Source organism: Lysobacter sp. A421, assembly GCF_054052145.1.
Genome location: NZ_JBSVRL010000001.1, coordinates 575,663 through 593,570, shown reverse-complemented (window position 1 = coordinate 593,570; position 17,908 = coordinate 575,663). Strand labels below are relative to the sequence as shown.

At 64.4% G+C, this 17,908-nt stretch carries 12 protein-coding genes and 1 tRNA gene; 5 read left to right on the top strand and 8 right to left on the bottom strand.

Features of this window, described 5'->3' with window-relative positions; all coding sequences use genetic code 11:
* Positions 1-15: 15 nt before the first annotated feature.
* Genes ACW7G6_RS02750 through ACW7G6_RS02740 form a run of 3 tightly spaced genes read right to left on the bottom strand, consistent with a single transcriptional unit; the run spans position 16 to position 7,733 of the window.
* A complete protein-coding gene (locus ACW7G6_RS02750) occupies positions 16-3,096 on the bottom strand; it encodes an efflux RND transporter permease subunit (RefSeq protein ID WP_456997514.1) in 3,081 nt (1,026 codons plus the stop codon).
* On the bottom strand, positions 3,093-6,527 hold the full coding sequence (locus ACW7G6_RS02745) for an efflux RND transporter permease subunit (protein WP_456997709.1): 3,435 nt from the start codon (positions 6,525-6,527) through the stop codon (positions 3,093-3,095). The genes ACW7G6_RS02750 and ACW7G6_RS02745 overlap by 4 nt, the downstream gene beginning before the upstream one ends.
* Positions 6,528-6,569: 42 nt before the next feature.
* Positions 6,570-7,733 carry an efflux RND transporter periplasmic adaptor subunit gene (locus ACW7G6_RS02740; RefSeq protein ID WP_456997513.1) on the bottom strand — a complete coding sequence of 388 codons (1,164 nt, stop codon included), beginning with the start codon at positions 7,731-7,733 and terminating at the stop codon, positions 6,570-6,572.
* A gap of 286 nt (positions 7,734-8,019) precedes the next feature.
* On the opposite strand from ACW7G6_RS02740, the gene ACW7G6_RS02735 reads away from it, so the two are divergent.
* Positions 8,020-8,367: a c-type cytochrome gene (locus ACW7G6_RS02735; RefSeq protein ID WP_456979879.1), complete on the top strand. Its 348-nt coding sequence runs from the start codon at positions 8,020-8,022 to the stop codon at positions 8,365-8,367.
* Between the two features lie 14 nt (positions 8,368-8,381).
* Complete coding sequence (locus ACW7G6_RS02730) at positions 8,382-8,819, top strand: c-type cytochrome (RefSeq protein WP_456979878.1); 438 nt, start codon at positions 8,382-8,384, stop codon at positions 8,817-8,819.
* Positions 8,820-8,899: 80 nt separating this feature from the next.
* Here ACW7G6_RS02730 and ACW7G6_RS02725 read toward each other — a convergent pair whose 3' ends face one another.
* Together ACW7G6_RS02725 and ACW7G6_RS02720 are read right to left on the bottom strand one after the other, a co-directional pair.
* Positions 8,900-10,603 (bottom strand): hypothetical protein, encoded by a 1,704-nt coding sequence (locus tag ACW7G6_RS02725; protein WP_456997512.1) that lies wholly within the window; start codon positions 10,601-10,603, stop codon positions 8,900-8,902.
* 49 nt (positions 10,604-10,652) lie between these two features.
* Positions 10,653-11,249: an NfuA family Fe-S biogenesis protein gene (locus tag ACW7G6_RS02720; protein ID WP_456979350.1), complete on the bottom strand. Its 597-nt coding sequence runs from the start codon at positions 11,247-11,249 to the stop codon at positions 10,653-10,655.
* Between the two features lie 56 nt (positions 11,250-11,305).
* Here ACW7G6_RS02720 and ACW7G6_RS02715 point away from each other — a divergent pair, with 56 nt between their 5' ends.
* Positions 11,306-11,647, top strand: coding sequence for a 4a-hydroxytetrahydrobiopterin dehydratase (locus ACW7G6_RS02715; protein ID WP_456979349.1), 342 nt, complete (start codon positions 11,306-11,308; stop codon positions 11,645-11,647).
* Between the two features lie 5 nt (positions 11,648-11,652).
* On the top strand, positions 11,653-12,135 hold the full coding sequence (locus ACW7G6_RS02710; RefSeq protein WP_456997511.1) for an energy transducer TonB: 483 nt from the start codon (positions 11,653-11,655) through the stop codon (positions 12,133-12,135).
* Positions 12,136-12,162: 27 nt separating this feature from the next.
* Here the strand turns inward: ACW7G6_RS02710 and ACW7G6_RS02705 are convergent, their stop codons facing one another.
* Positions 12,163-13,134 (bottom strand): RluA family pseudouridine synthase, encoded by a 972-nt coding sequence (locus ACW7G6_RS02705; RefSeq protein ID WP_456997510.1) that lies wholly within the window; start codon positions 13,132-13,134, stop codon positions 12,163-12,165.
* 475 nt (positions 13,135-13,609) lie between these two features.
* Here ACW7G6_RS02705 and ACW7G6_RS02700 point away from each other — a divergent pair, with 475 nt between their 5' ends.
* Positions 13,610-16,987, top strand: a complete 3,378-nt coding sequence (locus ACW7G6_RS02700; protein ID WP_456997509.1) for an Rne/Rng family ribonuclease — start codon at positions 13,610-13,612, stop codon at positions 16,985-16,987.
* Positions 16,988-17,048: 61 nt separating this feature from the next.
* Here ACW7G6_RS02700 and ACW7G6_RS02695 read toward each other — a convergent pair whose 3' ends face one another.
* On the bottom strand, positions 17,049-17,696 hold the full coding sequence (locus tag ACW7G6_RS02695; RefSeq protein WP_456979346.1) for a response regulator: 648 nt from the start codon (positions 17,694-17,696) through the stop codon (positions 17,049-17,051).
* Between the two features lie 76 nt (positions 17,697-17,772).
* Positions 17,773-17,862 (bottom strand) — tRNA-Ser (locus tag ACW7G6_RS02690).
* Positions 17,863-17,908: the final 46 nt, after the last annotated feature.

Below are 17,908 nucleotides of genomic sequence, written 5' to 3'. Positions count from 1 at the left end.
CGTTGCCGAAACCCGTCAGGCTTCGTTGAGCCCACCCGTCAGCGGCGCCGGCGTTGCTCCCCTTGCCTTGCGTACGATCCTTACCGACCCGTTACGCAGGTCATCCAGCAGCGCATAGATGGTGGGCAGGAACAGCAGGCTGACCACGGTCGAGAACGCCAGACCGCCGGCAACCGCGCGCGCCATCGGGAAGTAGGTCAACCCGCCCAACACCTGGGTCTCGCTCAGCGCAATCGGCACCATCGCCAGGATCGCCGTGCCCATCGTCATCAGGATCGGCCGCAAGCGCTCGCGGCTGCCTTCGACCAGGGCATCGGTGCGACACAGGCCGCGGCGGCGCAGGTTGTTGATGTGCTCGATCATCACGATCCCGTTGTTCACCACCACCCCCATCAACACCAGGATGCCGATGAACGCCATCACCGAGAACGTGGTGCCGGTGATCCAGAACAGCCAGAACACGCCGAATACCGAGAACAGCACACAGCTCAATATGGCGGTGGGAAACAACAGCGACTCGAACACCGCCGCCATCACCACGTAGATCATCACCAGCGCGATGACCAGGTTGAACATCATCTGGTTCTGGGCCTTGGAGTCGCGCTGGAAAGCACTGCCCTCGAAGCTGTAGCCATAACCAGGCGGGAACGCAACGCCGTCAAGGGTCTGCTCCATCACCTCACGGGCGCGCGGCACGGTGGCGTCGTTGGCCAGGTTGGCCTGGATGGTCAACCGGGTCTGCCGGTTGGTCCTGCGGATATCGGTCGCCGCCTCCTGCACGTTGACATCAACCATCGCCATCAGCGGCACGGTACGACCATCGGGGGCGCGCACGGTGAACGCCGCGATGTCCTCCATTCCGTAGTTGTCGGCGCCCTGGAAGCGCACCCATACCGGGATCTCGGTCTGGTCACGCTTGAAGTCGCGCAGCTGTGCGCCGCGCAATGCCAATGATACGAAGCGGGAAACGTCCTGGGTGCTGAAACCAAATGCCGCGGCACGTTCGCGGTCAACGCGCACCGTCAACTCGTTGTTCTGGTCACCGCTGTCAATGCGCACGTCGCGCAGCTCCGGATTACGGGCGAGGATCGGCACGACATCCTCGGCCAGGTTCTCCAGTATCTTGGTCGAGTCGCCCACCAAATGCACTTCGATATTGCCCGCGCCCCCGCCGTCACCGCGGCTGCGGCCGACACCCAGTTTCGCGCGCGCCGACTTTGGCAACTCCTTGCTGATGATCTCGCCCAGCTTGGATGGATCCTCGACCGAGTCGTCGAACGACACCTCGGTCTCGGCCCAGCCCTGCTCCCGATACTGCGAATACACCTGGACGATATGGAAGCGCTCACGGTTCTCGTTCAGGTACTGCTCGACACGTCGGACTTCTTCGCCCATCTGCTCCTTGGTGTAGCTGCCTTGCCACTTGTAGAAGATCTCGACCTCCTTGCCGTCATCACTACCGAACATCTCGATCTTGGTCTGGGTCATCGGCACGATGCTGACGGCAATGATCAACACGATCCCGAACACGCTCCAGCCGCGATGGTCCAGGGTCCACCGCAGCAAACGTGCATAGCGCTTCTGCAGCCGATGGATGATTCCGCCTTCGTTGCTTACTGCCGGCGGCGTCTTCATCCGCGCCGACAGCATCGGGATCAGGCTGACGGCCACCAGCCACGACGCCAGCAGCGACACCGATATGGTGATCGCAATCTGCGACATGAAAATGCTGATGTCATTGGTCTCGCCAAACAGGTTGGGGACGAACACGATGCAATGGCACAACGTGCCCGCCGACAATGCGATGGCGACGTTGCGGGTACCGACGATCGAGGCCTGAACCGGCTGTCCGGGGAGTTTCTCCCGCTCCTGGTAGATGCTTTCCACCACCACTACCGCATTGTCCACCAGCATTCCGACCGCCAGCAGCAAGCCCATCAGCGACAACACATTGAGGGTGACGCCGGCGAAATACATGAAGCCCAGTGTCATCACGAAGCAGATCGGGATCGCCAGGGTCACCATCAATGTCGACGGCCAGTGGCGCAGGAAGAAGTACAGCACCGCGATCGACAGCAGCAAGCCGATACCACCGGCTTCAGCCAGCTCCAGCAGCGAACTGGTGACCTCCTTGCCCTGGTTGTCGTCGACCTTGATCTCGATACCGCTCAATGCCGGCTGCTGGCGGATCCGTTCCAGTTCCTCCAGCGCGCGCCGGGAAACATCCACCAGGTTGGCCTCACGCTCCTTGAAGATGTCCAGGGTCACCGAAGGGCGCCCGTCGAGCTGGCGCGCGCCGGTGACGCGCTCGGGCTTGATGCGGATTTCGGCGATATCACCCAGCCGCACGCCGGCGTCGTTGATGACCAACTGGCGGAACTCGTCCAGGTCGGTCAGCTCACCGACCGGCTGCACCCGCAGGCGGCGCCCTTCCACCTCGATCTCGCCCGCCGCCATGGAGAAGTTCAACGATTGCAGGCGCGGGGTCAGCTCGTTGAGGCTGAGTCCGTGGGCCGTCAACCGGTCGGGGTCGATGGCAATCTCGATCTCGTTGGCCGGCGCGCCGCCGATCTCGACCTTGGCGATCCCGTCCACACGCTCCAGCGGACGCTGGAACTCGCGCTCGATCAGGTCATACGCCTGGCTCAGGTCGGTGTCGCCGGCCAGGTGGATCTCCAGTATCGGATCATCACTGCTGGACCAGTTGCCGACGAAATAGCGTTGCAGATCGTCGGGCAAATCGTCGCGGATGGCATCCAGTCGCTCGCGCGCCTCCGACGCGGCAATCTGCACATCGGTGTCCCAGTCCGAGTACATCACCTGCAGCCTTGCACCATCCGAGGTCGCCGTGCCACGCAGGCTTTCCAGCCCACTCATCGTGGACAACGCTTCCTCGGCCGGGCGCAGCACCGTGCGTTCCACCTCTTCGGGCGTCGAACCCGGATACGGCAAGTTGACGAACACGGCCGGGAACGAGATCGCCGGCAGCGCTTCCAGGGGCAACCGCACCGCAGCGATCAGGCCAATCACCACCATCGACACGAACAGCATCATCGTGGTGACCGGGCGCCTGAGACTCATCTCGGAGATGTTCACCCCAGCGACTCCGGGTGGGGCTCAGTGCGGTGCGCGCGAGTGCGGTAATACTGGTCCGGACGCCGATCCAACAGGTCGTACACCACCGGAATCACCACCAGCGTCAACAGCGTGGACACCAGCAAGCCGCCAATGACGGTGATGGCCATCGGTGAGCGCACCTCGGCGCCTTCGCCAAACGCCAGCGCCAGCGGCAGGAAGCCGAACAGCGTGCACATCGTGGTCATCACGATGGGCCGCAACCGGGAGCGCGCGCCCTCCACCAATGCCTCGTGTTTGGCCACGCCCGCTTCGCGCAACTGGTTGACCTTGTCGATCAGGATGATCGCGTTCTTGGTCACCAGCCCCACCATCAGGATCAATCCGATGAAGACCACGATCGACACCGGTGAGCGGGTCAGGAACAGCGCCAGGATCGCGCCCACCATCGCCAACGGAATGGTGAACAGGATCACGAACGGGTGCAGCAACGATTCAAACTGCGATGCCATCACCAGGTACACCAGGAAGATCGCCAGCCCGAACGCCAGGCTCAACGAACGAATCGAGCTGGACAGCTCTTCGCCCTGGCCGCCGATATGCATCTGAACCCCGGCGCCCAGCGGGTTCTGATCGACCATCTGCTGCACCTCGGTCACGGCGCTACCCAGGTCGATGTCGCGCAGGTTGGCCGACACGATCGCGACCCGCACCTGGTCGGCACGATGGATCTCGCTGGGACCGGTGGTCGCCACCACATCGGCGACCGACGCCAGCCGTACCGGCGCAGCACCGCCCGGGTTGACGATCAGCCGGCGAATGTCCTCCACCGAGCCACGATCGGTCTCCTCCACGCGTACCAGCACGTCGATCTTGCGGTCGCGGAAGCTGTAACGGGTGGCGACTTCACCGCGCACCTTCGCGACCACAGCATCGGCGATCTGCCGCGTGGTCAGCCCGAAGGCGGCAGCGCGCTCCTGGTCGAAGTGGATCTGGATCTCCGGAAAACCCTGCTCGACCGTGGAGCTGACGTCGGCGTAATGCGGACTGGCCCGCAGCATCGCCGCCATTTCCTGGCCGGCGCTCTTTATGGAATCCAGGTCGCCGCCACGCAGTTCGATCTCCAGCGGCATCGAGAAACTGAACAGCTGTGGCCGGCTGAAATCCGCCGTCGCGCTGGGGTGTGACTGCATCGTCTTGCGCAGTTGTTCGGTGGTCGCCGTCTCGATTTCCTCGCTGCCGCCATCGCTCATCACGATGCTCAGCTTGCCGATGTTCTCCCCACTCTCCGCCGGACTCGCGTCCAGCCGCGTGCCGCTGCCACTGACCGCATACATGGTTCGGATCCCCGGCGCGTCGGCATTTTTTTCCTGCAGCTCGCTCACCAGCGCATCGGTCTCGCGCAATGGTGTGCCCGGCGGCAGCTTGACGGTCATCTCGAAGCGGTCCTGGGCCAGTTGCGGGATCAGGTCCGCGCCCAGCAGCGGCACCAGCAGCAACGACAGCACGAACACCATCGCCGCCGCTCCCAGCACCACCAGCGGCCTCGCCAATGCCGCAGGCAGCAACCTCAGGTAACCGCGCTCGGCACGGTCGTAGGGCTTCATCGCCAGGTCGCTGGCCTTGCGCATCACCGGGCCGACCACGGCCGAGAGCCCACGCCACAAGCGCACCGCCACCCACGCCAGTCCGAAGAAGCCGCCGCGTACACCGGCGCCGACGCCACGCTCGGCCATGGCCAGGGGTTTCGCCAACCGGGACTCCGGCTTCCATTGCGGATGCGCCGCCTCTTCCGGGAACGCCAGCGGCGGTCGCCCCTTGAGCGCACTGAGCATCGGGATCAGGGTCATGGACACCGCCAGCGAGATCGCAATCGCAATGGTCACGGTCAACGCCTGGTCGCGGAACAGCTGGCCGGCGATACCCTCCACGAACACCAGCGGCAGGAATACCGCAATCGTGGTCAAGGTGGACGCGACCACCGCCATGCTGACCTCACCGGTGCCCTTGATCGCCGCCTCCAGGATGCCCAGCCCGCGTTCGCGCGCCTTGGCGATCGATTCCAGCACCACGATCGAGTCATCCACCACCAGACCGGTCGCCAGCGCCAGCCCGCCCAGCGACATCACGTTGAGGCTCAGGTCCAGTCGCCCCATGAAGAAGAAGGTGGTGATGATCGACACCGGCAACGACAGCCCGATGACGAACGTGCTCCAGCCATCGCGCAGGAACAGGAAGATGATCAGGATCGCCAGCAAGCCGCCGATCACCGCATCCTTCTTGACGTCACTGATGGCGTGGCGGATGAACGTCGATTGGTCCTCGATAATGGTCAGACCGATATCGGGCGGGATCTGTTCCTGGATCAGTACCAGTTGCTGGTGCACGGCATCGGCGGTGGCCACCGTATTGGCATCGCCTTCCTTGTAGATCGCCAGCTCGACGGCTTCCTTGCCATCCACGCGGATGATCGACTCGCGCTCCTTGTGGCCCTGGGTGACCTCGGCAATGTCCTTGAGCCGGACCGCCTTGCCCCCGGCAATCGCGCCGGAGCTGCCAGACGACGCACTCTGCACGGAAGCCGCCGCCGCCATCGCATCGGCGGATCCTGACGCCGCTGCGACCCGCGCCATCTGTGCGGCCGCGTCCTGCGCCGCGTTGTCGCCACCGCTGCTGGTGGTCACCAGCATGTTGCCGATTTCCTCGACGCTGGCGAACTGGTTGACGGTACGTACCAGGTAACGCTGGCTACCCTGCTCCAGCCGGCCGCCGGAGATATTGATGTTCTCCTGAGCCAGCCGCTGGATCACCGTATCGATGGGCAGGTTCAGCTGGGCCAGCTTCTGCTGGTCGATCAGCACATGGATCTCATCCTCCAGGCCGCCGCCGACCTTGACCGCGGCAACGCCCACCACCGGCTCGAGTTTCTTCTTCAGGTCTTCTTCGGCATAGCGACGCAGCACCGACAGGTGGCGAAGGCTGTCGTCGTCGGCCGTGGTGGACAGCGCCAGCCGGAGAACCGGCTCCGTAGAGGGATTGAAGCGCAGCAGTATTGGCGGCTTGGCCTCCAGTGGCAGCTGCAAGGCCTCCATCTTGTCGCGTACTTCCAGTCCGGCCTGGTCCATGTCGGTGCCCCAGGCAAACTCCAGCACCACATCGCTCTGGCCGGTACGCGAGACCGACTTGAGCTTGCGCAGACCCTTGACGACGCCGACCGCCTCCTCCACCGGCTCGGTGATGAGGGTCTCGATCTCGGTGGGCGCCGCACCGACGTATTCGGTGCGCACGGTCAGGGTCGGATAGCTCAGGTCGGGCAGCAGGTTGACCTTCAGGTTGCCCAGCGCGATCAACCCGAACAACAGGAAGGTGATGGTGACCATCGCCACGGTGACCCGGCGACGAGTGGAAAACTCGACCAGGCTGAAACCGGCGGAACGATGCGGGTCGGGCATCGGGCGGGAAGGATCGTTGATATCGCTCACGTTCGGCCCGGCCTACTGGTCGGTCGCCGCCGTCGGCGCAGGAGCCGGCGGCTGTTTGGTCGGCGCGCTGTCGGCAACCCGCGCTGGCTCATCGGCGGGCGCGTCAACCACCGCCACGGCGCTGCCGTCACGCAACGCACTCTTGCCGGCAACCACCACCCGATCGCCCAGGCTCAGCCCGCCACGGATTTCGGCCCAGCTACCGTCCATGTAACCCAGTTGCACCGGCGTGCGTGCCACCTTGCCGTCCTTCAGCAGGAACACCGCCGAATCGCCCTGGTCTTCCAGCAATGCGACACGGGGCACCACCAAGGCGTTGGCACGTTGGTCGTAATCGATACTGATACGACCGAACATGCCCGGCCGCAATATGCCGACGCCATCAAACCGGGTAATGACCCGGAAGGTGCCGCTGCCGGCATCAACCACCGGCGAGACACGATCGACGATGCCGACGAAGCTCTTGCCCGGCAATGCGTCCACCCGCAACTGCGCCTCCTGGCCGGGCTTCAGCACCGACAGCTCCCGCTCGGGCACGTTCAGGGTGGCCTCCAGCCTGGAGGTGTCGACGATCCGCACGATCGGGGTATTGATCTGCACGAAATTGCCTGCCTTGGGCGTGACCAACGCGACCACGCCGCTGATCGGCGCCTTGACGCTGGCATACGACAGCTCCAACTGGGCCATCTTGTTGGCGGCCTTGGCATTGGCCAGGTCGTAGCGGATCTGGTCATAGTCGGATGCGGCAATCAACTGCTCGGCCGCGAGCGTCTTCGCCCTTTCGAACTGGTTCTGCAGCTTGCCCAGTTGCGCGGCGGCCTGTGCCAGCTGCAGTCGCGCCCGGTCCGAATCGAGCCGCACCAGGACCTGGCCTGCCTGGACGTGCTCGCCTTCGGCTACCAGCACGTCCAGGGCGACACCGGAGGTCTTTGCAACGACCTGGGATTCGGTGGGCGCCTCCAACGGCGCGGTCCCCGTGTAGCTGGCGGCCATCGGTCGTTGGGTGACAGCAGCGACCTCCACCGGCACCGCTTCGACAGTTTTTTCGCTGCCTGCCTTGTCAGCACCCGGGTCTGGCTTGCCACCGGAACAGGCCGCCAGCAGCAACAAACAGGGCAGTGCCAACGCAACGACGCGCAGGCCGCTACCGGTGGGTGAAAAAATAGGCTGGCGCATCAAGTGACCCCGAGGAATGTGTGTGTGCATGTGCCGCTTCGACCGCATGCCGGTGTTGTAGCTATGTATATCAGTATAGCTGACCGGATCCTATCCCCCGAAGGTCACGCCGACATGTCCGGTGATACCCGGCAGCGAAGGAACCCGGTTGCCAATGGGCATGCCTTCATGGAACGATGAACGCGAGCTATACTTTGTAGATTATGCGCGAGCACCGTGGATACGCGTAAGTCCACCTGCCCCGCTAAACACCTATCCAGCCAAAGAGATTGCGGACTACACCATGATGCGACCGCTGACTATTGCCGCCTGCCTGGCGCTCACCCTCCTCGCCGCCCCGGCGATGGCCCAGGATCCCGCCACTGCCGGGACCAACGACTCGTCCAGCGCTGCCGAGCGTGGCTTCCTGTTGACCTACACCTGCCAAGGTTGTCACGGGATCGATGGCTACAAGAACGCCTATCCGAATTACCACGTGCCAAAGCTCGGCGGCCAGCCCGCGGCCTACCTGAGCAATGCATTGCACGCCTATCGGGACGGCACGCGCAGCCATCCCACGATGCAGGCCCAGGCCCGGGGTTTCTCGGACCAGGACATTGCCGATATCACCGCATTCCTTTCCAACTTGAAGTGAGAGAACAGATGCCAATGACGATCCGCGGCAATTTCGCCATCGCTCCTGTTCTGCTCGCCACGATGCTGGCCCTGTCGGCATGCTCATCAGATGCTCCCGCCGATGGCGAACACGCCGCACTGAGCTCCTCCTCGGCCGGCTTGCCTGCCGGCAGCATCGCCGCCGGCGAGCAACAGGCCAATGCCAAGGGCGCGGCAACCGGCCAATCGTGCATCGATTGCCACGGAGCGGAAGGCTCCGCACCGATCGACCCGACGTATCCGGTCATTGGTGGGCAATACGCCGACTACATTGCCCACGCGCTGCAAGGTTATCGCGACGGCAGCCGCGAACATGTATTGATGTCGTCCCAGGCGCAGGACCTGACCGACCAGCAGATCGCCAATTTGAGCGCTTATTTTGGATCGCGGGACAGCAAATTGGTCAACCTGGCTGGATCCCACGACAAGTAGCCAAGCTGCTGCTTCCCACCAGGAACCGTCACCAGTAAAAAGGCCCGCTTGACGCGGGCTTTTTTATTGCTGCCAAGCCGTCAGTCGCCCGCCGGCACGCTGCCATTATCTTCCTGCAGCTCCGGCTTGAATGGGATATCCGGTGATGGCCGCGCCGTCGCTGGCTGGTCGGCGAGATTGGGATCGCTGATGCCACATGCTCCGCCAAGCGCCAACAGCACCGTGTGGCAGACGATGTGTTTGCTGGTACCGGGGATCGGGATGCGGATCGTGCTAACGCTCTTGCGGACCCACTCTTCCAGCAGCGTTTCGGTCGGGCGCCAGTACTGATCAAAGGCGGTTGGCTCGTAATCGGTTGGCGCACGCTTGAGCCAGGTACCGTTGCGGTCGAGGTTGACGATCTCATCGGTGATCGTGCCCGGCGGCTTGCCCGGTGATGCCGAACCAGGCGTCTCCGCCAGCTTCGCGCTGCCATCACTCTTGTACAAACCGTCCGCTTGGCCCAGTTGCTGGCCCGGGCGCTCCTGCGTGTCCGCACCCCAGTCGTCGCCACGCTTCGGATCGGGCCAGCCGCCGGCGGTGGGCGTCTGCTTTGGACCCGCATTGGAGCTGACGCCGGGTTGATCGGCGGCACCAGGGGGCTTGATCGCCCGCGAGAGTTGTTGTGCCGCCGGCTCAGCCGGCTCAGCAGACTGGCTGACGGTCGGCATTGCAGTAGTCGATGGCTTGGGTGACACGGCAGGGGCCGTCGTGACGGCAGGAATCTCCCGTGCCTGCAATGCAGGGGCGTGGAGTTCGCTTGGCGGGGCGGCCAGCGTGGGTCGCACCACGGTTGACGGTGACAACCGGGGCGGCGGGATGCTTGGCAGCGGCATGCTTGGCAGCGGCATGGGGATCTCGCGCACGACCACTTCAGCAGGACGCTGCTCCAGAACCGGCGGGGCCGCCGGCGATGCTTCAATGATCGACACGACCGGGCGCGGCGCGGCCGGCACATCCGCCACCTCGATGGTGGGTACCGACATTTGCAGTTCGGGCGCCGTCAAGGCCGGTGCATCCAGGCGCTCGGCGGTCGGCGGCAACACAAAGTCATCGTCTACATTGGCCACCGGCGCGCTGACCGATAGCGGCTGACTGGCCTGTGCTGCCGCCGTTTCAGCAGTTTCTGGCTCCTCAGGCGGCGACGGCGGAGCCGGGGTGACCGCAGGCGGCTCGGGGGTCGGCTGCTCGACTGCTACCGGCGGTGGCGCAGAGCTAGTCGGCGAAGGAGTATCCGAGGCATCCTCAACCGCCGTCGGCGTCGGCGGCGCGGGGGTGCTCTCCTGCTCCCCGGGTTCCGTGGCCGGCCCACCCCCCACCTGGTCGGGAGTTCCCTCACCGACGTACTCGATCTGCACCACCATCTCTTCGCCCTTGGGTGGAGGATGGGACCGATTGATGTATTGCTGGTAGATCAGCCAGACCAGTATTGCCGCCAGCAACACGTGCCAGCCGACCGAAGCAACTGCGGCGAACCAGCGAAGCCCACGCTCGTCACGTTGGGCGGGTTCCCATTGCTGACGGCCCAGCGCCGTGAGCGCCTGCCATCGGCTCAGTGGTGCCGACGCACGCGGCGGCGCCTTCAAGGGACGCTCGGCCATTGCCGCCGCGATCGACCGGGCGCTGGCGCCGGTCACCGCGCCGGCGCGCGGCGACATCGATGTAAACCATTGCTGCCAGCCGGGCGGGAACTCGCCCGGCGGCATGCGCCGATGCGGTGCAATCAGCTTCAGGCGAAGCTGCAATGCGTGGATCCATGCGTCGACCGGGACCGTCAACGATGCATCGCCCGGCTCAGGCGCCGCTTTCGCGGGCGATATATGGCGCCGCGCCAGTTTCGTGGTCGGTTGCGTCGCGCACCGCGGTTACCCCCGGGACTTTTTCCAGCAGGGTTTTTTCGATGCCGTTCTTCAACGTCATGTCCGCCATTCCGCATCCGTGGCAACCACCGCCGAAGCGCAGCACCACGACCCCATCGGCCGTTACCTCCGACACGGAAACACTGCCCCGGTGCTGGGCAAGCTGCGGATTGATCTCGTTCTCCACCAGGTAGAGCACGCGCTCCACCAGTGATGCCGACTCGCCTGGCGCCACGCCCTTGATCTTGGGCGCGCGGATCTGCAGCTGGCCGCCCGTCGCCTGGTTCTCGTAGTCGATCTCCGCCCCGTCCAGGACCTCCACGCTGGCCGCCTCCAGCCACAACGTGAAGCCATGGCAATCGATCGCCCACTCGTCACCTTGCAGGTCGCCCGGCTGGGTGAACTCCAGCCGCACGTCGGCGCGCGGCGTGCCAGGATCGACCGCCGATAGACGCACGCCAAGGTCAGGCAGGGCCTCTCGTTCGATCAACTTGCGGAAATGTGTCTGTGCGGATTCTGATATCTGGATCATGCCGCTATTCTAACGGTCTATACGCTATACAACCGTTAGCGAGCCAAGGAGCCCTGATGAACGACATGATCCCCCTCGCCCACGCCCATTGCGCGCCCCGTCGCGGCAGTGAACACAAGCTCGGCGATGTGCGTGTGCGTGAATTGCTGGTCGAAGTTCCGGGCTGGGAACTGGCCGAAAATGGCCGTGCCCTGTGCAAGACGTTCCAGTTCAAGGACTACTACCGGACGATGGCATTCGTGAACGCCTTGGCCTTCATTGCCCATCGCGAGGACCACCACCCGGACCTGAGTGTCCATTACGACCGCTGCGTCGTGCGTTACTCGACCCACGATGTTGGCGGACTCAGCGAAAACGACTTCATCTGCGCGGCCAAAACGCAGGCACTCACGGAGTGATGCTCATGTCACAGATGTCCATGTCACCGATGCCCATCCCACCCATCCCCGCACCCCAGGCGACTGCAATCACGACCCCACGCCGCTCCATTGCCGTGCTCATTGCAGCAACCTTGTCATTGGCCCTGCTGACCGCTTGCAGCCCCGACACCACCGTCCAGATACCGAAGGTCATGCCGACCCAGCCGCTGGCCGTCGACACCCCACCGCCGACCTATCCGCCAGAGCTGGCGTGCGCCGACGTGGGCGGCGAGGTTGGCCTGATCATGCAGATCACCGCCGATGGCCACATCAGTGATGTCCGGGTCGAGAACGGCAGTGGGCATACTGCACTGGACGAGGCGGCCGTCGCGGCGGTCAAGACCTGGCGTTTCGAGCCGGCCACCAGCCGCGGTGAACCGGTGGAATCCGACTTGCGAGTGCCGGTGACGTTCACCCCACCCACGATGCGGCCGCAGATGTGCTTCCAGCTGGATGAACAACGCTGATCCACCCACACTGGCGCCGGCCGCAGATCACGTCAGTCGGTCGAGAACCTCGATCAGCTCCGGTGCCAGTGGCGCATTGAGGGTATAAGGCGTCTTGCCGTCGTCCAGCGCGAATTCCAGCGTGGACGCATGCAGGAACAAGCGCTTCAGTCCGGCCTGGTCGCGCAAACGCTTGTTGACCACCGGGTCGCCATACTTCTCATCACCAGCCACCGCATGGCCAATGTGCCGGGCGTGCGCACGGATCTGGTGGGTACGCCCGGTCTCGATCCGGACCTCGCAATAAGACTGCCCGCCGCGCCGCTCCAGCACCTGGAAGTGGCTCAGTGAGGCCTTGCCTGCTCGATTGACCTGGACATGGCGCTCTCCGCCCTGGCGCAATCCAACGTGCAGCGGCGCATCCACGGTCATGACCCCGTCCGGCATGCGTCCGCTCAACAACGCCAGGTAGCGCTTGCGGATCCCGCCCGCACCGCCGCTGCTTTCGCGCATCAAGGCCTGCATCTCGGTCAGCGCCGAGCGCTTCTTGGCAATCACCAGGATTCCGGAGGTGTCCCGGTCAAGCCGGTGGACCAACTCCAGGGTGTGGCCGGGCCGCAAGGCCCGCAAGGTCTCGATCGCCCCGAAACTGATCCCGCTGCCACCGTGGCTGGCGACCCCCGACGGTTTGTTCAACGCCAGCAGCCGGGCGTCCTCGTAGACGATGGCCGCATCGAGCGCATTCATGAATCCCTGCGGCGGGGCCGGCTTCTCGCCCACCTCGTTGATGCGAACCGGAGGGATGCGGATCTTGTCGCCGCCTTCCAGCTTGCGTTCCGCCTTCGCCCTGCCCCCATTCACACGCACCTGGCCGGAGCGGACCAACTTGTAAACCAGCGACCTGGGGGCGCCTTTCAGGATGCCCAGCAAAAAGTTGTCCAGGCGTTGACCATCGCGGTCTTCGGGCACTGCGATCGTACGCGCGCCGGCATGGTTTTCAGTGCTTTCTGAATGGGTCATTCGCTATGGCTTATCTGATACACTCGCGACGCGAGATAAGGTTTTGATTTCGCAGGGAGTTGCCCCTGTCATCCAAGTGGTGGCATGGGCCTGGGCCAAAAGTCCGACCTGCGGTTCCGGTCTGCGTCTAACCCCTGCCCTTGGGGCGGCCATGTTAGCAGCGACAGTCCGGCGGAACCTCGGCTCGTCCGTTCTTGTCACATCATTATTGTCACAAGGACTGCTCGATAAACACGACCCGCGTGGCACCAGGGCATTTGCCTGACGTGCCGCCGGCCCAGAAAAATTTGAAAGCAACAAAAACAAGCGCTCCCGCGGCACGCCGTGGTGTTGAAGCGCTGGAAATTGTCAGGTCACGTCAGCGCGCGCACAACGGCTTGCCGTTATGCAGGGTTCAAAGCCGCGGCGACGGGACGCAGTGTCCAGAGGCGAAACGCCAGGGCGTTCCGCGCGGTTGAGCGCGAGGAACGCAACAATGAAACGCATGCTGATCAACGCGACGCAGGCAGAAGAACTGCGGGTCGCGATTGTCGATGGCCAGAACCTGTACGACATCGACATCGAGCAACCGTCGAAAGAACAGAAAAAGTCCAACATCTACAAGGGCAAGATCACCCGCTTGGAGCCGTCGCTGGAAGCGGCTTTCGTGGAGTACGGTGGTGATCGCCACGGCTTCCTGCCGCTGAAGGAAATCTCCCGCGACTACTTCGCCGCCGGGGTCAACCCGAACAAGGCCGGCCTCAAGGAACTGCTGCGCGAAGGCCAGGAGGTCGTGGTCCAGGTCGACAAGGAAGAACGCGGCAACAAGGGCGCTGCCCTGACCACGTTCATCTCACTGGCCGGTCGCTACATGGTGCTGATGCCCAACTCCCCGACTGCCGGCGGCGTATCGCGGCGGATCGAGGGTGAGGATCGCGCCGAACTGAAGCGCGCCATGGATGCGTTGAACATTCCCGATGACATGGGCGTGATCATCCGCACCGCTGGCGTCGGCCGTGACGCGGAAGAACTGCAATGGGACCTGGATTACCTGCTGCAGGTCTGGAAGTCGGTGGCTGACGCCGCCTTGACCAAGCCTGCACCGTTCCTGATCTATCAGGAATCGCGGTTGATCATCCGTGCCCTGCGTGACTACATGCGCCCGGACATCGGCGAGGTACTGGTCGATACGCAGGAGATGTATGACGAGGCACTTGAGTTCGTCGAACGGGTGATGCCGCACAATCTGCGCAAGCTCAGCCACTACACCGACGACGTCCCGCTGTTCAACCGGTTCCAGATCGAGTCGCAGATCGAGAACGCCTACGAGCGCGAGGTGCGACTGCCGTCCGGCGGCGCGCTGGTGATCGACCAGACCGAAGCCCTGACCGCCGTCGACGTCAACTCCGCCCGTGCGACCCGCGGCAGCGACATCGAGGAAACAGCGCTCAATACCAACCTGGAGGCGGCCGAAGAAGTCGCCCGCCAGATGCGCTTGCGTGACCTGGGTGGACTGGTGGTGATCGACTTCATCGACATGTCGTCCAACAAGCACCAGCGCGACGTCGAGAACCGTCTGCAAAACTCCCTCAAGCAGGACCGCGCACGCGTCCAGGTTGGCCGCATCTCCCGCTTCGGCTTGCTGGAGATGAGCCGCCAGCGCCTGCGTCCCAGCCTGGGGGAGTCCAGCCAACTGGTCTGCCCGCGTTGCGAAGGTCATGGCCGGATGCGCAGCGTTGAGTCGCTGTCGTTGTCGATCCTGCGCGTGAGCGAAGAGCACGCGATGAAAGAGAACACCGGACAGGTGCTGGTCCAGGCACCGACGGAGATCGCCAACTACCTGCTCAACGAAAAGCGGCGCGCGCTCAGCGAGATCGAGCAGCGCCATGGCGCGCCGATCGTGATCGTCGCCGACGAGCAATTGCTGACCCCGCACTACGAGGTCACCCGCCTGCGCGAGAATGAGTTGGGCGAAGAAAGCAGCCGGCCGAGCTACCACCGGGGCACCCCGCGCAAGCTGCCGACCCACGCGCTGACCAAGGCCAACCTGAACATCCCGGTCGCACCGGCCGTGACCAACGTCAAGCCGACCCAGCCGGCTCCGCAACGCGAACCACGCGTGGCCGACGTCACACCGGCTCCGGTGCCGGCCGCCGCCGTGGTTGCCCCGACCCACTCGATAGGAATGGTCGAACGGGTCATGCGCTTCTTCCGCGGCAGCCAACCGGCCACGGACCAGGCCAAACCAGCGGCCAAGCAGCAAGACAACCGCAGTCGCGGTGACCGCACCGAGCGCGGCGAGCGCAACGGGCAGCGTCGTGGTGGCAAGCAGGGCCGCGACGGTCAACGCCGCGACGACTCCCGCCGTGGCAATGGCCAGGCACGGGACGACAGCGCGCAGAAATCGCAAGCGCAAAACGGCTCCACCCAGCCGGGTCGCAACGCCAAACCACCCAGGCAACGCCAACCCCGCCCGCAAACCGAAGAGCAGATCGCCGCAGCCGGCCAACAAGGCGACACTGCAAAGCCAGGCAGGCAGCCCCGCGCCCCGCGTGGCGAGAAACCCTCGTCGCAGGCAGTCGATGTTGCAACGGATGTGACCAGCCCCACCAGTGACACGGGCGCGGTACTGCCTGTAGCCGCGGTCGGAATGGCGGGTGCCGAAGCCCTATCGGCGAACCGCGACGAGGCTGCCGCCAACCAGGTCAACGACGCAGACCGTGCACCTGACAAGGGCAGCGTCCAGGCCGATAACGATTCCGGGCACTCCGGCACCAATGACGATGCTGCCGGCGAAGGTACCGGACGGCGGCGTCGTGGCCGTCGCGGTGGCCGCCGCCGCCGTCGCGGCGGAGCCGATGGTGCAGCCGAGGACCAATCGCTGGACACTGGCGTACTGGGTGATGAAGACACCGACACGGAAGCAGCCACCGTCGCAGTGGTCAGCCGGTCGCAGCCGGAATTCGACTTCGAGGATGAAATCGACGGCAGCTCCAGCTCCACTGAAAAGGCGGAGAAGCCAGAGAAGGCGGACAAGTCGGATAAAGCCGACGAAGCGGACGAGGCCGACGAGGCAGACGAGGCAGACAAGCCAGCCCAAGCCGCTGCCAGCGAGCCAGGCAATGAGCTTTCGAAGGACGACGAATCTTCAGTGCAGAAAGACGCCACCAGTGCTGCCAGCGCACGCCCGCCACGCAAGCCCCGGACGCCGCGCCAACCGCGCCCCGCCCGATCGAAATCGACGGTTGCCGCAACCGACGACGCCGTGGCTGATCGGCCCACCGTCGAGCCCGCCAGCACGAGCGCTTACGATCCGGCTACCACCGGCCCCCACTCGCCTGGTCAGAGGCGATCCGGCTATATCGCCGGAACCCCGGTAGTAGAGGTCGAGGCCACCGACCCGGGTGAGCAGCCGTCGCAGGCAAGCGAAACTCCGGCAGCACCGGTCGCTGTAGCGGTAGTGGATCCGACTCCAACTCCGGCTCCCGCACCAAGTACCGAGGCCGTCATCCCGGCACCGGTGGTGGTAGTGGAGACAGCGGTGGTTCCGGAACCAGACCCCGTCGCCGACCCTGTGGTCGTGGATGCGCCAACGGCGTCGCCGGAAGCCAGCCCGGTCAGCGAGGTGGTCAGCGACGAGATTGCGCCGTCCAAATCACACCAGGCGCCCGCTGTCGTGGTGTCGCCATCGGAGGCCTCACCCGCCGCCAACAATGGCACCACCCAGCCGCAGACCGCAGGTCTGTTCGATGCCACGCCCGCCGTGGCTCCCGCCTCGCCGGCACAAGCGGCGGTAAAGGTCGTGGCGGATGCGACGTCCGACAAGCCGGAGCGCCAGGACGCGCCTCGCAAAGAGGACGAACACAGCGCCTGACGTCGGATTACAGCGGTTGTTGTAACCAGGCGGGCCGCTCGATCGAGCGGCCCGCTTTTTGTTACAGGGCGGTTGCGGGTTCCGCCACGCCGTATTGCCCAAGCAGTCGCGCCAGGGCAATGCTGTCGGTGATCGCCAGCTTGTCAAACAAGCGGGTCTTGTGGGTGTTGACCGTTTTCGCGCTGAGGCTCAAGCGCCGCGCAATCTCCTCCTGACGCAACCCCTGGACCAACAACAGCGCCACCTCCAGCTCGCGTGGAGAAAGCACGTCAAAGGGTGTCTCGCTCCCCGCGAGACCGGAGAACGCCAGATGCTGCGCGATGTTGCTGGCCAGATAGCGTCTGCCCGCCGCGACCTCGCGCACGGCCCGCAGCAGTTCGGTTGCATCACCGCCCTTGCCGACATAACCGAACGCACCCGCTTCAAGCAATCGGCGCGGCAGCGGCCCATCCTCCAACACCGACACGATGATGACCCGGGTGCCGTGGTCCCCCTTGACCACGCGTTCGGTCACCTCAAGCCCACTCACGCCCGGCAGGTGAAGGTCACAAAGCACCACGTCGGGCTTCAGCTTACGGATCAACGGCAAGGCCAGCTCACCGCTCTCGGCGTCGCCAACCACTTCGATGTCCGTCTCTGTCGACAGGATCAAGCGCATCCCCGTGCGCACCAATGCATGGTCGTCGACGATGAATACAGTAATGGCCATCCCTTTCCCTCCAGAACACTCCGTAACCGGAGGCTACGCGGCGGGCTGTTCAGGTGCAACCTGGGGAAGCGGCAGATGGCGGAGAGAGTGGGATTCGAACCCACGGAAGGTTTGACCCTTCGCCGGTTTTCAAGACCGGTGCCTTAAACCGCTCGGCCATCTCTCCGTATGCTGTTGCGCGCTGCTGTTGCGCGTTTGCGATCGCGTGGCTG